This window comes from Actinomyces oris (genome assembly GCF_006546825.1).
Lineage (GTDB): Bacteria > Actinomycetota > Actinomycetes > Actinomycetales > Actinomycetaceae > Actinomyces > Actinomyces oris.
The window spans coordinates 94,765-111,896 of sequence record NZ_VICC01000006.1 but is presented as its reverse complement, the minus strand read 5'-3'; the positions used below and the strand labels follow the sequence as shown (position 1 = coordinate 111,896).

At 60.7% G+C, this 17,132-nt stretch carries 13 protein-coding genes, 1 tRNA gene and 1 pseudogene; 6 read left to right on the top strand and 9 right to left on the bottom strand.

Going from position 1 to position 17,132, the window contains the following annotated elements:
- Window positions 1–62 precede the first annotated feature (62 nt).
- Window positions 63–845: a hypothetical protein gene (locus FK267_RS08000; protein ID WP_141406891.1), complete on the top strand. Its 783-nt coding sequence runs from the start codon at window positions 63–65 to the stop codon at window positions 843–845.
- Window positions 846–1,074: 229 nt separating this feature from the next.
- Window positions 1,075–2,550, top strand: a complete 1,476-nt coding sequence (locus tag FK267_RS07995) for a serine/threonine-protein kinase (protein WP_141406890.1) — start codon at window positions 1,075–1,077, stop codon at window positions 2,548–2,550.
- A 348-nt stretch (window positions 2,551–2,898) separates the two neighbouring features.
- Here FK267_RS07995 and FK267_RS07990 read toward each other — a convergent pair whose 3' ends face one another.
- Together FK267_RS07990 and FK267_RS07985 are read right to left on the bottom strand one after the other, a co-directional pair.
- Window positions 2,899–3,174: a hypothetical protein gene (locus FK267_RS07990; RefSeq protein WP_141406889.1), complete on the bottom strand. Its 276-nt coding sequence runs from the start codon at window positions 3,172–3,174 to the stop codon at window positions 2,899–2,901.
- Between the two features lie 130 nt (window positions 3,175–3,304).
- The gene (locus FK267_RS07985; protein ID WP_141406888.1) at window positions 3,305–4,006 is read right to left on the bottom strand and encodes a hypothetical protein; all 702 of its coding nucleotides are present in this window, start codon (window positions 4,004–4,006) and stop codon (window positions 3,305–3,307) included.
- Window positions 4,007–4,118: 112 nt separating this feature from the next.
- Here FK267_RS07985 and FK267_RS07980 point away from each other — a divergent pair.
- The 3 genes and pseudogenes from FK267_RS07980 (at window position 4,119) to FK267_RS07970 (ending at window position 8,462) form a co-directional block, all read left to right on the top strand.
- Window positions 4,119–5,276: pseudogene (locus FK267_RS07980) on the top strand (C2 domain-containing protein).
- Window positions 5,277–5,418: 142 nt separating this feature from the next.
- The gene (locus FK267_RS07975; RefSeq protein ID WP_009233135.1) at window positions 5,419–5,661 is read left to right on the top strand and encodes a helix-turn-helix domain-containing protein; all 243 of its coding nucleotides are present in this window, start codon (window positions 5,419–5,421) and stop codon (window positions 5,659–5,661) included.
- A gap of 1,130 nt (window positions 5,662–6,791) precedes the next feature.
- Window positions 6,792–8,462: a hypothetical protein gene (locus FK267_RS07970; protein ID WP_141406887.1), complete on the top strand. Its 1,671-nt coding sequence runs from the start codon at window positions 6,792–6,794 to the stop codon at window positions 8,460–8,462.
- A gap of 171 nt (window positions 8,463–8,633) precedes the next feature.
- Here the strand turns inward: FK267_RS07970 and FK267_RS13655 are convergent, their stop codons facing one another.
- Window positions 8,634–9,206, bottom strand: coding sequence for a helix-turn-helix domain-containing protein (locus tag FK267_RS13655; RefSeq protein ID WP_232622571.1), 573 nt, complete (start codon window positions 9,204–9,206; stop codon window positions 8,634–8,636).
- A gap of 72 nt (window positions 9,207–9,278) precedes the next feature.
- Here FK267_RS13655 and FK267_RS07960 point away from each other — a divergent pair.
- A tRNA-Leu gene (locus FK267_RS07960) sits at window positions 9,279–9,363 on the top strand.
- Here the strand turns inward: FK267_RS07960 and FK267_RS07955 are convergent.
- The 6 genes from FK267_RS07955 to FK267_RS07930 form a co-directional block, all read right to left on the bottom strand.
- Window positions 9,326–11,260 (bottom strand): recombinase family protein, encoded by a 1,935-nt coding sequence (locus FK267_RS07955; RefSeq protein WP_141406886.1) that lies wholly within the window; start codon window positions 11,258–11,260, stop codon window positions 9,326–9,328. The two genes, FK267_RS07960 and FK267_RS07955, sit on opposite strands and share 38 nt — an antisense overlap.
- The gene (locus tag FK267_RS07950; protein ID WP_141406885.1) at window positions 11,253–11,789 is read right to left on the bottom strand and encodes a recombinase family protein; all 537 of its coding nucleotides are present in this window, start codon (window positions 11,787–11,789) and stop codon (window positions 11,253–11,255) included. The genes FK267_RS07955 and FK267_RS07950 overlap by 8 nt, the downstream gene beginning before the upstream one ends.
- A gap of 257 nt (window positions 11,790–12,046) precedes the next feature.
- Window positions 12,047–12,901: a replication-relaxation family protein gene (locus FK267_RS07945; RefSeq protein ID WP_141406884.1), complete on the bottom strand. Its 855-nt coding sequence runs from the start codon at window positions 12,899–12,901 to the stop codon at window positions 12,047–12,049.
- A 247-nt stretch (window positions 12,902–13,148) separates the two neighbouring features.
- Window positions 13,149–15,464: a type IV secretory system conjugative DNA transfer family protein gene (locus tag FK267_RS07940; protein ID WP_269781168.1), complete on the bottom strand. Its 2,316-nt coding sequence runs from the start codon at window positions 15,462–15,464 to the stop codon at window positions 13,149–13,151.
- 597 nt (window positions 15,465–16,061) lie between these two features.
- Window positions 16,062–16,253 carry a hypothetical protein gene (locus tag FK267_RS07935; RefSeq protein WP_232622569.1) on the bottom strand — a complete coding sequence of 64 codons (192 nt, stop codon included), beginning with the start codon at window positions 16,251–16,253 and terminating at the stop codon, window positions 16,062–16,064.
- A 54-nt stretch (window positions 16,254–16,307) separates the two neighbouring features.
- Window positions 16,308–17,057 carry an MT-A70 family methyltransferase gene (locus FK267_RS07930; protein WP_232622568.1) on the bottom strand — a complete coding sequence of 250 codons (750 nt, stop codon included), beginning with the start codon at window positions 17,055–17,057 and terminating at the stop codon, window positions 16,308–16,310.
- Window positions 17,058–17,132: the final 75 nt, after the last annotated feature.

The window sequence follows — 17,132 nt, the reverse complement described above, 5'->3', positions numbered from 1 at the left end:
CCGTGTCGTTGTTCATCTGATCAACGGGGTCATTCTAGAGTATTACATCAGAGGAGTAAACTGTGAACATCGATCTCCCAAAAATTTCTACGATTCCTGTAATGAACAAGGTCGTCTGGATTGCTATAATTGGAGTCATTTGTGTTCTGGTCTCATTTCTACTGCTCACAGTATTCTCTTATCTGTGGGGAAAAAGGCGAGAAAATCTAGGTAGGCTTCCAGACGATCTAAAGCGCAGCGTTCAGAGTGAACTAATTGAAGCCGTTTATATCGCGTCACAACAAAAACATACCATAGTCAAACTATCCGGATTCTGGAAATCTAAAGGCTACAATACTTCGCAAAGATACGTTATCCTCAAGGATTTGCTCGACAGGCAATTATTTTTCAAAGCTTACGATCCGGACAGAATAGGCTGGTTTCTCCAGTTCTTATCCTGGGATGTATTCAAGCGTCCGCCAACAAAGGTTTATCTTAGCGAACAACAGTGGCAAAAACTGTCTTCTGGCGCTAGTATCATCAATGGAGATGTCCAGATAGTTAATAATCCAACTGGAAACATCCAGATAGCCGGACGTGGTGCTATGCAAACTCAGATGAACATGGGATTGAATAGTCAGGACATCTTTAGGCTCATTGATGCTCTTCGTCAGGATTGCCGATCATTGCAAGCAGACCCCCAGTGGAGAGAGAAAGTGGAGGAAGCGCAGTCTCTAGCAGACCATCTGGAATCGGATGCAAATGCTGGCCGATGGAAGCAAGCGCAGAAAACAGCCAAGACGGCACTGGAGTTCGCGGCCAATCTAACCACAGTCTTCGCAAACACTGCGCAATTCCTTAACTGACCATAGAATCAGTAATGTCGGATGTTTCGCTATCCGCACTGACACGCTCAAGTGCGACCCCAGTCCCCCGATGTCACATAGTTGCTGCCCATGGGCGCGCCTTTCGATGACCAGGGGTAGTAGTTAACACACAGCCGCAAACCGATACGTTCCACCATCTGGTAGGTATTGTGCGACACATGCAGTACCTGTGTGGAGCCGTCAATCGCTGTTCAGGTAACATTCAGCCATGGTGACGGTGAAGCTTGAGCAGCATGCGTGGGAAGTTGGCGACGAGCTCGGTGCTGGCGGGTATGGATCGGTGCGAGAGGCGTGGAGGGACGGCGTCGAGCGCGCAGTGGCGAAGTTCGTCTCGATCAAGCCTGGCGCTCAGCGCGAGCTCCTGATCGGAGCCTCAACGAACTTGCCCCATGTGGTGCCCGTGCTGGACAGCGGTGAAGATGACGGCATGTACGTCCTGATCATGCCGCGTGCTGAATATTCTCTCCGCCAGTATATTACGGACAATGATCTGTGCCTCGAGGAAAAGTTCACCATCCTCTCCGATGTTGCGCATGGGCTGAATGAGATTGGACAAGCAGGCCTGGTTCATCGTGACCTGAAGCCAGAGAATGTGCTCTACACGGACGGCGTCTGGCAGCTATGCGACTTTGGCATCGCCCGCTATCGAGACGCCTCAACATCTGCTGTGACGCGTAAGCATAGCTTCACCGCGCTGTACGCGGCTCCAGAGCAGTGGCAGAGTGAACGGGCAACCTCAGCCACCGACATGTATGCCTTCGGAGTCACGGCCTATGAACTGCTGGAAGGCCACCTGCCGTTCCAGGGACAGACCACCGAAGCGCTACGAGAGCAGCACCTTCACACCACTGCGCCGGATTTGAGCATCGAGGCCCCACGACTACAGGTCATGGTCGAACAGTGTCTTTACAAAGCGGCTGGAGCACGCCCCACCGCCGATTGGGTTCTGCAGCAACTCGCCCACGCCGCAGACGCTCCTGCAAGTCCTGGCGTACAACAGCTACAGCAAGTCTCGCAACAGTATTCGGCACTGCGTTCGCAAGCGTTCGCCGAAGATGAGCAGCGCAAGACGTTGTTGGAACGGCGCAAAGAACTGTTCCAAGGTGCATGCCGATCATTTGAGCATCTCCGCGCGACGGTACAGAACACGATCGTCGATAACGCACCTCTCGCAAAGACTGAGCAACGGGACGAGCAGACGAATCTTGGTGACAAGATCACGATCTCAAGCGTGACGTTGGCCGCGGCGCGTCTCGAGTTTGTGGGCTCGCGAATAATCCAGCCGGAGCGATGGAACGGGCCATTTGAGGTGATCGCTTGTGCCAGTATCGAGCTGTTGCAAACATCAAGTCAGAATGAACATCCTGGCCGCTCACATTCCCTGTGGTACTGCGATGCACTGCATGAGGGACGGTTTGAGTGGTTTGAGCTTGCGTTTATGGATTGGCGTAACCATCAACGAATGGTGCCATACGCCGCACAGCCAGAGGAGATCTCGATCGCGTTCGAGGGAGTGTTTGGCACCACGCAACTTGCTTGGCCCCTCGAGCAACTTGACCGCGCAGATTCGCAAGAGTTTGTTGATCGCTGGATTGGCTGGTTTGCAGAAGCGAGCAATTCCAAGCTGTTTAGGCCATCGACCATGCCCGAGAAGCTTGTTAAGCGCAATTGGCGGGAAGAATAGGACTATTATAGCGATCACTGCGTCTATAATTGGAAGGAATTCACGCATGTTCAAGAAAAGTAACCGCATCACAACACCCAAGTTCGACACCAAAGTGCCATCCGAAGACGACCTACGTAGGATCGAGAATGTTCTTCGAACGGTAGGCGGAAAGCACGTGGTGTGGGGAGCAAAGGAGGTTCTTAATCTTTGGCTTCTCGAGCAACGAGAAGCTCAGGAAATAAAGATTGCAAACAGGATGCTAGTTTCTAGTTGGTGTCTGGTTGCTGCCACAATAGCGCTTGTGTTAGCAACTGCTGGCATGGCCGTTGCTGCCCTTCTTTAAGGGGGCGGGTCGCATTACGGGCCTCACCCGGTAAACGGTGGCTGCGCAGCATTCACATCCTTGATCGCCTGATCGACTTCTTCCATCTTTCTATCGAGCCACTCATCGTCGACCCAAAAGCGCCGTCCGTTAGCACCTAATCGATAGAGCCGCTGTTTCTCACCTGGCGACATCGTGGCTGGGCGCGCATGGAGAACGTCGTTCCTAACACCTTTGACGACGTCTAGTGCACGAGCAGTGGTTTCGAGATAGTAACACACCTCAGGGTCGGCGCATTGTTCGGCTGCTTGCTTCGTCATGCTAAAAATGCGCCCCATCGTTATCTGCTCTAGCGCATCAAGTGAGAAATCGCCGGGCAAGCGATCCCACAGACAGCTAACATCGCCCAGTACTATTGACTTGTACGTATCTTGAATTCATCAAACCATTCTAAGACTGAATTTGAGGTAAACATAGCGCAGCGCCGGCTGCCAGCAAGTTCCCTGCTGCACCAGCAGTTACATTCATGGCCCACATGCCTGCAATATGCATAATTTTATCCAAGATTCCTCTGCGTTTTTCCTCGGGCGCGACACTCACGACGGGAAGAGTAGCGCCGGCAACTTCGCAGGTAACCGCTTGAATTTTGTCAGGTCGATCAGGCTCCTCTTCGATGATCCGCAATGCGCGCTGAATCAGGAGAACAAGCCTATCGCGACCCGCTGGCTGAAGGTTGGGCAGGTGTTGGATCGTGCGTAACAGCTCCTCAAGCGCCTGCCGTAGTTCGCCCAGGGCGTCGGGGCTCAAATCGACGAACTGTGTGCTCTCACTGTCCATGCGGCGAGCGATCTGTCGCAAAGCGCTCCGTGTCCCCCGCGAGGCTCGAGGGAATCCTCCGGATGAGCACCAATCTTGTCGCGGCGGGAATAACTCCAGCCAAAGCTCGACAAGAGTGCCTGCGTCTTCCTCGTAGGAACCGTCATCCCGCAGGAACTCTTCGACCTCAAGAAGCAAGCGGACGGCGGTCGCCTGAGTCTCCCAAAAAACTACCGATGAGTCATCGTTCGCGGGTTCTCCTCGGCCGATGATGAGCGAGTTGCTGCTGTCCCATGAGTCGATCATGGCGAGGAGTTCACGCGCCGGATTCCACATGGGGCGATTCTAGCCCACTCTCTAAGGGGCAAATGAGCACCATGATGAAGACGCGATCTAGTTTGGTATCACTTAGATTATATATGGCAAGTTTGCTATAATAAGTCCATACATGTCCAACGATCATCCCCCTTCCCTCCACCACCGCCTCCGCAAAACTAAGGCTTCCCTTCTGGCCGTCTCCTTCACTCTGGCAGGCATCCTCCTCATGATGCTCAACGCTTGGCTGACTCCGCTGCAGCTGGGAAGTTGGCAGTGGCTACATGCCCTGCCGCTGGGTGAGCTGGGCGGCACGCTGTTTGGTGCGGGGCTGCTATCGACGTTCTTCGAGTACACCTTCCGGAGAGACCAGGAAGCGCACACGCTTGCACGCTTCCGCCAGATCATCCGTGAGGAGGCTCCGGCGATGCGCGATGCGGTGGTGGAGGGCTTCGCCATCCATCCCGAGGACTTGAAGCGTGTGGCCACGCCGGAGCTGCTGGACGACATCGCCGCCAACGTGATGGCCCTGCGCCTGGGCGATGAGCAATTCGCCCGTGAGATCTAACGCGACATCCGAGACCAAGCCATCCGCGCCGCTGAGCGGTGGTACGACGTGGCGGTGCGCGTTCGGCTCTCTACTGCAGTAGAGAGGAGTACCGCAGGTACTCCTCTGCTGGACGTCACCGTGGAGTGGGAGTACACCACCGTGCCCAGCAGTGCTACCCGGCGCTTTGCGTGCGTGTCTGACCAGGCTGAGTACAACGAGCTGCGCCAGGACGTGCCAGCCACTTCCACGTGGTTCATGGCACCGCGCCCTGGCATGGACGCTCGCCGTCGGGAGGCGTACGAGCTGCTGGAGCTGGCCGTCGATGGCCGGCCACAGCCGATCCGCCGCAGTACCCGTGCTACCGGCCAGACCTACAGCGTCGACCTGGACGAAGAAGCCAGGAGCGGTGAGCCAGTCCGTATCCGCCAGGTTTTCCGCACCATCACCCCACAGTGGAGCCACCGGTTGTACTTCGCCGTCAGACAACCAACCCGAGGCTGGTCGCTGCACTTGGACTACACCGACACCAGTATAGGTGATATGCGTGTCAACGGCACCGTGGCCACGGCACCAGCGGCCCGCATCGTCCGATCGCCAGAAGCCGTCCCAGGCAAGGTCATCGCCCTCGAGTCGGCTGGTTGGCTCATGCCAGGCTCCGGCGTTGCCTTCACCTGGACACTGAACGAGGAGCTGCCCCAGACCAAGCAGCCTGAGGCAGCAGCATCCTTCCGAGAGGGGTAGAGGATCTCTGCGAATGGTCACTCGCCACCGTCCATCAGGCTCACCTCCTCACCTACTCGACCGCCACGGACAGACACAGGATACATCGTCCTGAAATACATAGTCTCTGGATTGGGAGTCTTCGGCCGGTTGAGATGGAGCCGTGCCCACCGACCGCAAGCCGCCGCTCTCACCAGCCACTGGTGAGTTCGGCCGGCGTGTGCGCGCCCGCCGCGAGCAACTGGGCCTGTCGCAGGAGAAGCTGGCCGAGCGCACCACCCTGCACTGGTCGTACATCGGCCAGGTCGAACGCGGCCAACGCAACCTCAGCCTCCACAACATCCTCCGCATCGCCCACGCCCTCGACACCGACGCCGGTGGGTTGGTGAGTGGGTTGGAGGTGTAGGGAGAAGGAAGGGACGCTTCTCCCAAGGTACGGCGGATGAGGTGGATGCACCTCGCACCGTTACTAGAGTGCGACCTATGTCAGCCGCGGAGGCGCAGGGATGGCACCACCAGGCGACGTACGATGATGGGGTCGCCGTATGAGATCAGACAGACGCGATGACGCCAGGCTGTTCAGCGACGGCGACTCTTCTCACGCAGGCCACCAGCACCACCACTGGTCTGTGCTCCCCCAAAGCAGACAGGACGGTCATGCTGAATACAGCCGCCAACTGGGCCACGATTGTCAGCACGATCTTTGGGCTATCATCCATCTGCTATGGAATATGGAGAGCTATAAAAGGATATTTCTTACCAAAAGGGCTACGCCTTCTCCTTGAACCAACGACGGACAATGAAGGCTTTTGTGTTCATGTCACTAACTTCGGGTCTATCGACCACCACATCGCCACAATCGGCTCCATGCCAGCAAAAATACGGCCGCTGCGATCTATACTTACTAAACGCTTTAGTTCAAAAAGAAATCTAAGAGAGTCACTATCTACCCGCACTGCATCGGCTGTAGTCAATAAAAACTGCGAACCTGGCCGAAATCTATACTTTGTCGTTCCACAGCCACTTCCATCGTGCAACAGACTTCCTGCCTACAAACTTGAAGGTCGAGATGCAATCAGGAAAAGATACTATGAATGGGTGGACAAGAACAGGCCAGGCGGGCCATTACCACTCGTACCATATGCTCTCCTCGGCGATGGGAGTGTCGTGCTCGGCAAGAAGACACGGATCAACCGCAGAAAACAACTCTTAACCATAGAGCCAGTTTGCAAATGCGGCCATCACATCACACAACACGTCGCATATCAACGCAAACGTCTCGCACCGACAATGACGACTTATCGGCGCTGCGAAAAGTGCTGGTGCCCCTGGTTCAGGCAGTCAGACAAAACAGTCGGACGCGAACAAGATCATTTCCAGCACAATAGCCCTGAAGGCCGCTACATTTCCGCACAAATCTCGTATAATAGAAGAATCAGTGATTGGCGAAGCAGTTGAAGATATTGCAAAGACAGACATTCCTCCCACACACAACGCGTTATCCGGGCAAAGCGCAACTGATTTAAAGGAATCATCATGACAAAGCACAGCGAACTGGACGACGACGAACATGAGCAGATACGGGATCGGCTCAAGCAAGAGCGGACGATCAAATCGGCCTTCACCAACGGCGATGGCCCATGGACAGTCGTGTACGACGACTGGCATCTCGACAATGAGAACAACGGCGGTCGCTACATGGCGTTTGCTCAGCCAAGAATGCGCAACAAAATTCTTTCAGACGCCGGCTGGGACTTCACGAAGGGTGACGGATTTCCTGGATTTGCAACTAGTGGAGGCGAAATATCGTACACGAGAAGCAATAAACTGCCAGATTTCGAACCATTGGTTATCTTTCACCAATTTCACGGCGTTGTACCAGATGCTTGGATAGTGTCCGAAGAATTCAGACTCCTGATGAACCTATGGCAGGACCCAAAGTCCGGCAACTACTACGAAGTCAAAAATGACGGTTCAACAGATCTTGCCATCAGATTCCAAGACGATAGGATTGAAGTTCGGACACCCATACTAAAGCGCTACATGGCTGCGCGACAACTCGATGCAGTTCTATTGGTCGATTCCGTTACTTTCATGCCATGCAACGAAAACTCGAGCAAGTTCTCCGATCTCGAGTTTGAGGGCCACAGCAACATCGACCTACTTTTTGCCTCGTTGAATGTTGGTCAGATATCAGGAGAAGAGAGACGAGTCTTCTCTCGAGTGTTAGCAAAACGAATTATTCCCGCTCCACCCCAAGACACCTGCGGAATCTGGCCTTGGGACGAGGCTGATCCTGCAGACTATCCAGAGTTCATCATCGGTGAAGACGACCACGGCAAGCCAGTCAAGTACACATGCGATCCAGATCGTCTTGCCAACTACTTCGGCAAGAATCCGGACGCACCTCCTTACCTCACGCCCGTGTTCTTTAAACGAGAAGTACTCCAAAGATACTATGATGATTCCGAGCTGTACACGGTGAGTGACGGGTACCTATCGTGTTCCTACCTGTGGGGCGTTAAAATAGACAATGAGTTCTTCGACGTCATATCAGTGTTTCTTGGAGACATTGGTCGAGATATCCCATCCGAGCACTGGACTCATTGGCTTGCCTATAATGTTCCTCCGACACAGAAAATGAGTGAAGTAGCTTTTCGTCGGGCATTCCTTAATCAGCCAACCAACAGCAAGAACCCAGAACACTGCTTTAAACTAGCGTACAACCAACTACAGAGTTCTTGGGACAAGCACTGGGGATGGCGGCTCCATCGCAAGGCAGAAGGGCCGGACGCTGGCGTGCTTCAGCGTCTGCGCATCCCCGTCAATGACACCGACGCAGAACTGCGCGCACAGTCGATCAACCTCGCACTTGTCTTAGTAGATTATCTCAACGAGAGAAAGTTGGCCTCGTACCTTTCGGACACAAAGAACGATAAAGGGATCGCTAAACTCAGAAAGTTCTTAGAGGCTCAGTCATACCAACATACCGAGCGCGACGTCCGTCTTCTGCAAAGAATCCAGAGGATGCGTTCACGCATTGCGGCACATTCGTCAGGCAGCAGTGGGCAGGCCTATCTCGAGGAAGAACTCGGGAATGATACGCCACAGGAGTACATCGCACGACTCATTACCGAAGCAACGCAAATGCTGGTTGACCTCAGGGCGTTTGCGGAGGAGCAGTCGAGGCAAGACTCGGACTCATAACCATCGAAGCCCCTTCTTTATGTAATGGCGCTGTTGTCGGCCTTCTCTAGGGATGGGGTGCCAGTCGCCGCATAGCGAACTTGATCCACTCGGTGGCAAAGACTATTCGGCGCCCCAGCTGGCTCTGGGCGCTCTTCGACGATGGCGGCACCACGCTCACCGCCGCTCTCGTCAGTCCTCGCGAGCAGCCGCCAGGTGACGCCCGATGGTCATGCTGCTGAAGCCCAGCCGCTTGGCAATCTCAGCGATGGTCAGGCCTTGCTGGCGAAGGTGGATCGCCTGGGCACGGTCGTCGTCGGTGAAGTGGTGGTTGCGTTCCAGTCCTGCCTGCCCACGCAGCCGGTAGACCGTTGAGCGGTTGACACCCGTCTGCCGGACGATCTCCTTGACGGGGACGCCGGCGCGGTACAGGTCGACCACCTGCTGGCGCTGCTCGGGCGTGAGCGGCCGGAACTTCGTCTGCTTGATGCGGCCAACCTTGCGCGGCGACCGTGACGCTGTGTCGGGCGCATCACTCTCACCGTTCGGCCGCTCCCCCACGCTAGTGGCCGGTGCGGTGCATCGTCGTTGCAGGGGCTCACCTTCTGACTCTGCCGCATCTAGCTCGGGAGAGGCTCCAGACTCGTCGGCATCGCCCACCGTGCCATCCGACCCGTCAGTAGCCGGCGGATGCGCTACATTGGGGCCGGTGCACACCTGGCCGCCCTCACCGGCGGCCAACTTCCTTCGGAAGTCCAGCAGCACCATCAGGTTGTTAGAGTCGATGGTGCGGAGTTGTACTGACGCCTCTTTTACTCAAATATTGAGGCGCGTCCTGCCTCCGTGGTGGAATCGGTAGACACCGCGACCTTAAAAGTCGCTGCCTACGGGCGTGCGGGTTCGAGTCCCGCCGGAGGCACCACAGCATCGCTATACAAACCCTCACCCTGAGAAGCAGCCCCTGTAGCCGTCTCGGCCGAGGACCGTCGCCCACCTCCCATCGAGGTGGGCGATTTTCGTAGGGCAGCAATCCGTGCCACAGCCCGGAGTCGTGCGCTGGCCAGCTGGTCGAACGGCCGGTTGAGTCGTGCTTCCAGGCAGACATCGCTACCGGTGTCCGCCACACGGACAGAGTAGGGCGCCTCATCGGCTCGACGCGTTGGCTCATCACCAGCGTCGTCCGGCTCACACTCACCAGGCTCCTGCTCATCACCCTCTCCACCAGCACCACTCACACCATCGTCCGCATCCAGCAACTCTCCGCCAGCCCCGTCATCACCACCGTCGCCAGGCAAGATGACCCGGCCGTCCTCATCTACCGCTGGATTGACCAGCACCCGCTCGAAGAACACCTGGTTCAGCTGCTTCCTCAAGTGATCCGGTGCCGCCATATACAGCCGGTAGCAGTCCTCCAGTAGATCCAGCGCCTGCTCAACATGCGCCCGCACCAGCTTTGCATCTGCCTGGTAGGCATCAAGCTGACGCTGAATCCCCGCAAGCTCTCGCCCCAACCGATCCTGCTCCTCCTTGAGCAGCTCCAGCGGCACCGCCCCCGCATAGTGCGCCTGCAACAGCCGACGCCGCTCATCCTCCAGGTTCGTCCGCCGCACCGTCAGCGACCGAACGCTTCGATCCTTCTCCCCCTCAATCCGCGCCAGCTCCGCCAGCAGATACCGCTCAATCTCCCGCCGATCCGCTTCACTCACAAACAACTGGCGATACACCTCCTGCATCTGCGCCTCCACCACCTCGATGAGCACCGCCTTAAAGGAACAGTCATGCAGCCGCTGCCGCCTCGCGCAAATAAAGTAGGGATACAGCACCCCCTTACCATTCTTCGTGTTCTGCACCAGCAGCCGACTACCACACTGCCCACACACCACCGTGCTCTTCAGGAAATGGTTATGCATCCGCTCCCGCTCGCCACTGCGATGGGAGCCCAACACAGCCTGCACCGCCTGCCACGTCTCCTCATCCACCAGCGGCTCGTGCTTACCCGCATACTCCACACCCTGGAACTGCACCACACCCTTGTAGTACGGGTGCCGCAGCAACGTATGCAGCCGCCCCTTGGTGATGGGACGGGCCGGCTTGCTCGGCGTCGCTGGCACATCCAGCCCCAGCCCTGCCAAGTGCTTGGCCAGCTGACTGACTGTCCAGTTGCCGGTGGCGTACTCGGAGAAGGCGAGACGAAGCAGGGGAGCACGCTGCTGGTCGAGCTCGACCGTCCGGACCTCCCGCCCATGCTCATCCCGCCCCCGTACGTTCACATACCCCAGCGGTGCCTTACCCAGCGTCCCGCCATTCCTGGCTTTCTCGCCCATTCCCTTGATGACCTCATTAGCCAGGTTGCGGGAGTAGAACTCAGCGATGGAGCTCATGATGCCATGCAAGAGCATGCCGCCTGGCGTCTGGTCGATGTTCTCGCTGGTCGACACCAGCCGTACACCCGCCTCCTCGAACGCCCGGTTAATCTCCACATCGTCCGCCCGGTTACGGGCCAGGCGATCTAATTTGTGGACGATGACGTAGTCGATCCCACCGTCTTCCTTAAGGTAAGCCAGCATCTTCTGCAGCTCAGGGCGGTTCGCACTACGAGCCGACTCACCGCGGTCGGCAAACTCCTTAACCACCAGCGCGCCCATCGACTGGGCCTTGCGCTTATTCGCCTCCCGCTGAGCCGGCAAGGAGAAGCCTTCCTCACTGCCGCCGCGCTGGGCCTGCTCCCGAGTAGAGACGCGGATGTATGAGACAGCGCGCTTGGGAGTCAGTTGTGCCGCCATGGCGGTGAAGGGATCGGGGGCGAGTGCGTCAGGCATGGTGCACCTCCTTGCTGGATTCGGTCGGTTCACTGGTCTGCTCACGCTGTCTGCGCTCGTGCTCTCTGAGTGCGTCGAGCTGTCGGATCTGTGCGCCTTCTTCGTCGTTCCACCAGGCTGGTGGGGTGCCGTCGCCCGGGTGCCAGGTGTTGAGGCAGACCAGGTGGGTGCCGGCTTGGGCGAGCTGCTCGGCTACCGCGTCTGCTTCAGCGGTGGTGAGGTTGGGGGTGGGCCAACTCGCCGTGATGACGTACTCCACACCACCGCGCTGGCAGGCATCGAGCAGCATGCTCAGACCGTCCTGGCGCGTCTGTCGGTCGTGGAACTCGGTGACCAGGTTGAGGCCCATCGCGTCGGCGTAGGCGGTGATCAGCTCCCGTTGCCGGGCCAGCTCGAAGGGGTAGCGGGCCGCGCCGTAGAAGATGGCGATCGGCCCAGTGCCTGCCAGGCTGTCCAGCGCGATGGCCGGCACCTCCTCCAGCACCGCCGGGCGCTCATCTCGTGCGTTCGTTCTGGTTTGTGTTGTCATCGGTGTCCTCCTCTCGTCATATATATTGCTATTTCACTGTTTTGTGTTTCTCCTCTTTCTATTGACGCTCAGATGGACGGAAAAGTCCAGTCCGGTTTTCGCTTGACCGCTGGCGGCAATCCGAGACCTTCCACTTGGGCTTCGACTTGGTGGTTGTCTGCTGTGCGCAATACTCGCCTCACTCCTCTCCATGTTTCCCCTCACTAACTGGGATGCTGGTGTTTTGTGGTGCCGCTCAGAAAGGTACGTTCTCTGGTTTACTGGCCCACCTGGTCGCTGGCCTGTGGGGTGGGGATGGCGGCGGGGCCGCCGTGGATCAGGGTGGGCAGCTGGTCGAGGCGGATGACGCGGAAGAGGTCGCGTAGCAGGCCGGTGCTGTGGGCGATGGCTTGCTCCAGGCGGTGGCGTCTGCGGTCGGTGGGGACCAGCCAGACCACCAGGGGGAAGACGCCGCCGTCGCTGGCCTGGGCTTGGTGTTCCTGGTAACGCCAGCAGGTGGCGATGACACGGCCGGGGTTCTCGGTAGCCCGGTCGACCTCGATGAGGTAGCAGTCCTCATAGGCCGGGCTGGTGATGGTCACGGCCAGGTCGGGGCGCAGCACCTGCACCTGGCCGCTGGGGCTGAGCGCAGTGCGCCAGCACTCCGGCTCCAAGGCCACCGCCGCCTCGGTATCCGCTTCCTGGCGGACGGCCTCCTCGATGCTGGTGCGCACTTCGGTTATCGCGAGGAGGTGGTCCAGGAAGGTGGTCGACACCTCGCGGGGTCGCTGCCGCCGCGGCACCTCCCCCTCACCCTCGTCTGCCGCCACAAGCCGCTGGCCCCGAGTGGTGGCGGCCCAGATGGTCACGGCTGAGCCGCCCTGCCAGCCACCGACCCGTCGCTCCAGGTTCGTCAGGAGGCGCTGCTGGGCCAGGCTGGCCAGGTGGCGCTGCGTCTGGCGCAGGGCCGAGGCCGGTGAGGCGTACTCCAGGGCGGTCAGCCGAGACAGCTGCGTGGTGGTGGCGAAGCGGTGGGCGGCCACCAGGGCGAGCAGGCGCGCCTGCATCGGATGGATCGGCGGGGGCACCAGCGATGAGAACCGGGCCGCTGCAATGGTGGGTGACCGGTTCATCGCTGGCCGCCTCCGCCGGGCCAGACGTGACCACACCAGGTGGGGTCAGTCACCGCCACAAACGACCACAAAAGGCCGAGCTTCCGCCGCTTAGGGAACTGCTTCGGTGCAGCGGTGCGTCGACCGATGCGTCCACCGAGACGACGCCCCCGCCCAGTGGTTCGCAGGCCAACATCGCTGCCATCACGGTATGTACGTCGCCTGTAACAGCGGCAGCTCAAAGTCTTGTGGTTGCGTACCAGTGGTGTCATGGTCGCCTCCTGCGGCCAATCGCGGGACGGGACCGACCAGGCTGAGACTCAGTTCTGTTGCTGGTGCCGTCTGGGCCAGACTCATCCGGGGTGGCGGGTTTCAGCTCACCGGCCGCCTCGTCACCAGGCCCGTTACTAGTGACATCAGTGGCGACAGTGGTCGTGTCCGGTAGCGCCGTCGTCGGGTTGCGTTGCTCGTTCGCTTCGGCGGCGCTGGGTGCGCTGCCGCTGGTGAGGGCGATGAGCTCGGCTTCGGTCTGCTCGGCTGGGATGCCGTAGCGGGCGTGGCTGGCGGCGTAGAGCAGGGCTGGGTCGCGCACCGCTGGCGGGGCAGGCCGAGTGGCCAGGGAGAACCAGCCCGAGCGGTGCCCGTGGTGCATGACGGTGGCGTAGGCCTGGTACTGGGCAAGCAGCTGGAAGTCAGCCGCCTCCAGCTCCGGAGCCAACCGAGCCGCCGCAGCCGCATCGGTAGCCGACAAGGCGAAGTACACCTTGGAGCGCGTGTTGGTCTCCACCGCCTGGATCATCTCGGTGCTCAGCTGGCCGCGGTACTGGTGCGCTAGGTGGAAGGCTGCGCCCAGTGACCGGGCCTGGGCCAGGGCGTCGGCCAGGCTACCGGGCAGCCCCGCCAGGAAGGCCTGGACCTCATCGATATACACGCTGATGATCTGCCGCCGCTCAGGCGGCTCTGCTTGGCGCGCCAGCAGGTGCTGCCACAGCTGCGAGATCAGCAGGGTCCCCAGCAAGCGGGCCGCTCCGGGCCCGAGCAGGCCCTGGTTGAGGTTGACCACCACGATGCGTCGGCGCTCCAGCAGATCCGTCAGCCCGAAGCGGGGCTGGGCCTGGCCCAGCATCGCCCGCAAGCCTGGGCGCAGCATCAGCTGGCGCAGCTTGTTGAGCACCGGGGCGACCTCCACCGCCTGGGTCCGCACCGGCTTGGCCTCGTAGCCTTGCCAGAAGACATCCGTCCCCAAAGGATCGGGTGGAGCCAGTGCCAGTACCCGATGTCGGAAGGCCGGATTGGTCAGCAGCGGCACCAGCCACACCAGCGTCGCCTGCGGGATGCGCGCCAACGTCAACAACGCGGCGGAGAGCACATCGGCAGTGCGGATGCCCCAGCTGTCGCGAAACAGCTCGGCCAGCACCCCCAGCACCGCCTCGGCCGTCACCACCGCCAGCTCCGGCGGCCCCGCCAGCGGGTTAAACCCCACCGGGCAGGGATTGGTCGGATCCAGCACCACCACGTCACCCGCCCGTTCCTGGGGCAGGCGCGCGACGAAGTCCGTCGCCAAGTCGCCTTTGGGGTCGAGCAGGAGCAGGCCCCGGCCCTCAGCAGCATCAGCCAGCGCCAACGCGAGCAGCACCGTCGACTTACCCACACCAGTCGGCCCCAGCAGATGCGTGTGGTACACCGCATCGGTAATCGGCAAGCGCACCAGCCCGGCCTCGCCCGGCACCGCGCTGGCCCCGACGACGCGCTGAGACGAGCCAGACGCCACCTCCGGCGGCGGGGCCACCAGGCGCGGGTGCCCACTACCCAGCAGCGGTAGCGGCAGCTCACCAATAGGCCAGCCCGCCATCGCCACAATCTCTCCTGCACCAAGCTCCAATCCAGACCGCCACGGCCGCCGCACCCCGTTAAGCTTGGCGGGGTGCTCCGTGCGGGCGCGCAGCCGCACCCCTGGGCCTTCCAGCAGGCGCAGCGCCCCCAGCAGCCCCTGCAGCAGCGTCCGCTGGCGCAGCGGCGAGGCCGCCCGCACCCCCAGGCGGAGGCACACCGCCGCCCGATGCCGCCCCACCTGTGCCTTTAGCCGCCTACCCCGCTCACCACTAAGAGATGGAATCGGAACAAGGCCGAGCAGCTCCAGCCAGCCCTGCGGCTCCACCCGCCCCAGCACCTGCGGCGAGAAGCGCCGCCCCAGCTGCAGCTGAACCACCAGCTCCTCCCCCTCAGCCGTCACCGCCAGTGCCGCCAGGACAGCCCGTACCACCGCGCTTAGGCGCTCCGTCGCCAGTCCCGCCCCGACCGGGCGGGCTGACACCACCACCGCCTGGCTCACCGCCCGCCGCGAGAAGCCACGCGACACCCGGCACCCCGGCACCAGCTCCCGCACCACCGAGACCAACCGCTCACCCCCGCTCGACCCCACCGCCCAGACCGCCTGACCACCCGAGGCCCGCAGCTCCAGCACCACCCGCCCCAGCGAGCTATCTGCCAGGATGCGCTCCACCAGACCGACCGCCGCGTCCTGCGCGAGCGGCAAGGCAAAGCGGAGTTGGTGCCACACCAGGGGGTGAGTGGGACGGGCCATCACGGAGCGCCTCCCGACGTGGAGGAGGGAGCAGCCGCGGTCTCACCGGACTCAGCCGCACCGGTGCGATCCGGCACGGCGTGGGAACCGGCGGCAGAGGTGCCATGAGCCAAGTGGTGAGCGCCCTCATGACGCTGGTGAGTACACCGTCCTGCCAAGCAACCACTAGGCGATGCCGACACGGACTCATTCGCAGCACAGCGCCCCACCGAGGAGACACGCTCACGCCTCACGCAGACCCCCGCACCTGAGGACACCGCCCCATCAACCTCTGGCTCCACAGCCTCATCTGTCGCCATCTGCCGCGCCATTGCCAGCACGATCCGCGCCACCGCCCGGTGATCCATGCCGCTTTGCCGCACCGGCACCAGCCGCACCCGCCGCGATGAACCAGGGCGACCACCGGCATGCAGGGCCATCATGAGTGCCTCCTGGTGGGAAGGTGTTCGCTCTGGTCACCGCTAGTGGGATGAGGACTGCGACGCCGACGGGAACGTGCTCGCTGTGTCTTGTCGTCAACGGGCCAACTCGAGCACTGCTCAGCCTGGCCCACCTGACGACACCGATCCGTCTGTCCCTCGCTTCTGAGCGGCTCCCTCACCACTCCCGTCGGCTGCGCCACCAGCGCACTGCCAGCCAGGCGGCGGCGCTCACGGCGAGCAGCCCGACGAGCCAGGGCCAGCTGCTTTGCACGATGGCGACGATCCACCTCAGCCCCATCGCGATCAGGAGCAGACCGACGCCGCATCGCAGCAGACTGCCAGCAAGCGAATGCCTCGAATCGCTCATCATCACCATCTCCTCGAAGGCTGCAAATTGGGTACTTGTCTTGCCACGACCGACTCATCGCGTTACCTCCTTGCCATTACCGCCCGCACTGTCATCTCTGTCATCGCCACGGGACGCATCAGCCACCGCCGTCTGTGCCGGTTCCGTCCGCTCCGCTGCTGTGGTCGTTGTCTCGGCGTCTGCCTCGTTCGCCCGCTCGCTGTAGCGCGGCACAGCAAAGCCGGGGATGCGGATGTCGGAGTCCACTTGGTCTCCCCACACCGCCCAGGGCTGGTTCGACTCTGGCCTGCGGCGGGCGAACAGCTCCAGGTACGGCCCAGGGCTGACCCGCTCGATAATGGCGAACTGCTCAGCCGGCTTGCGTGAGTGCTCCGTAACGGGCGCGTTGAACCAGGTCGGCTGGGAGCGCGAGCCCAGCGGGGCTCTCCCCCGGGTGCAGAACAGCAGCTGCTCGGTGGCATTACGCAGCTGGTAGCGACCACCCAGGCCAAGACGGAACTTCACCCAGGTCAGCGGGCTGCGCACCGTAAAGCCCCAGGCCTCAGCCACCTCATACGCCCTCGGCAGCAAGGCATTCGTCGTCCACAGCCACAGGTGGGCATCTCGCGCCGCCAGCGCCCCCACCGGCAGCGCCATAATCCGCGTCAGACTCATCGTCCGGTAGTGCTTCTCACCGCTCTGCAGTGGCCAGGGCGGATCGACCAGGATGGTGGCAAAGCCACCAAGGGGCAGGCCGGGGATGGTGGGCGATGAGCCAGTGCCCTCGGAACTGCTCCGACCGGCCGAACCAGGCCCGTCGCTCATAGCGCCGCCTGGTCGCGGCACGCCAGCACCTGGTCTCACTGCTGCGCCAGCCCGTCTGGCCACCGCACCTGGCCG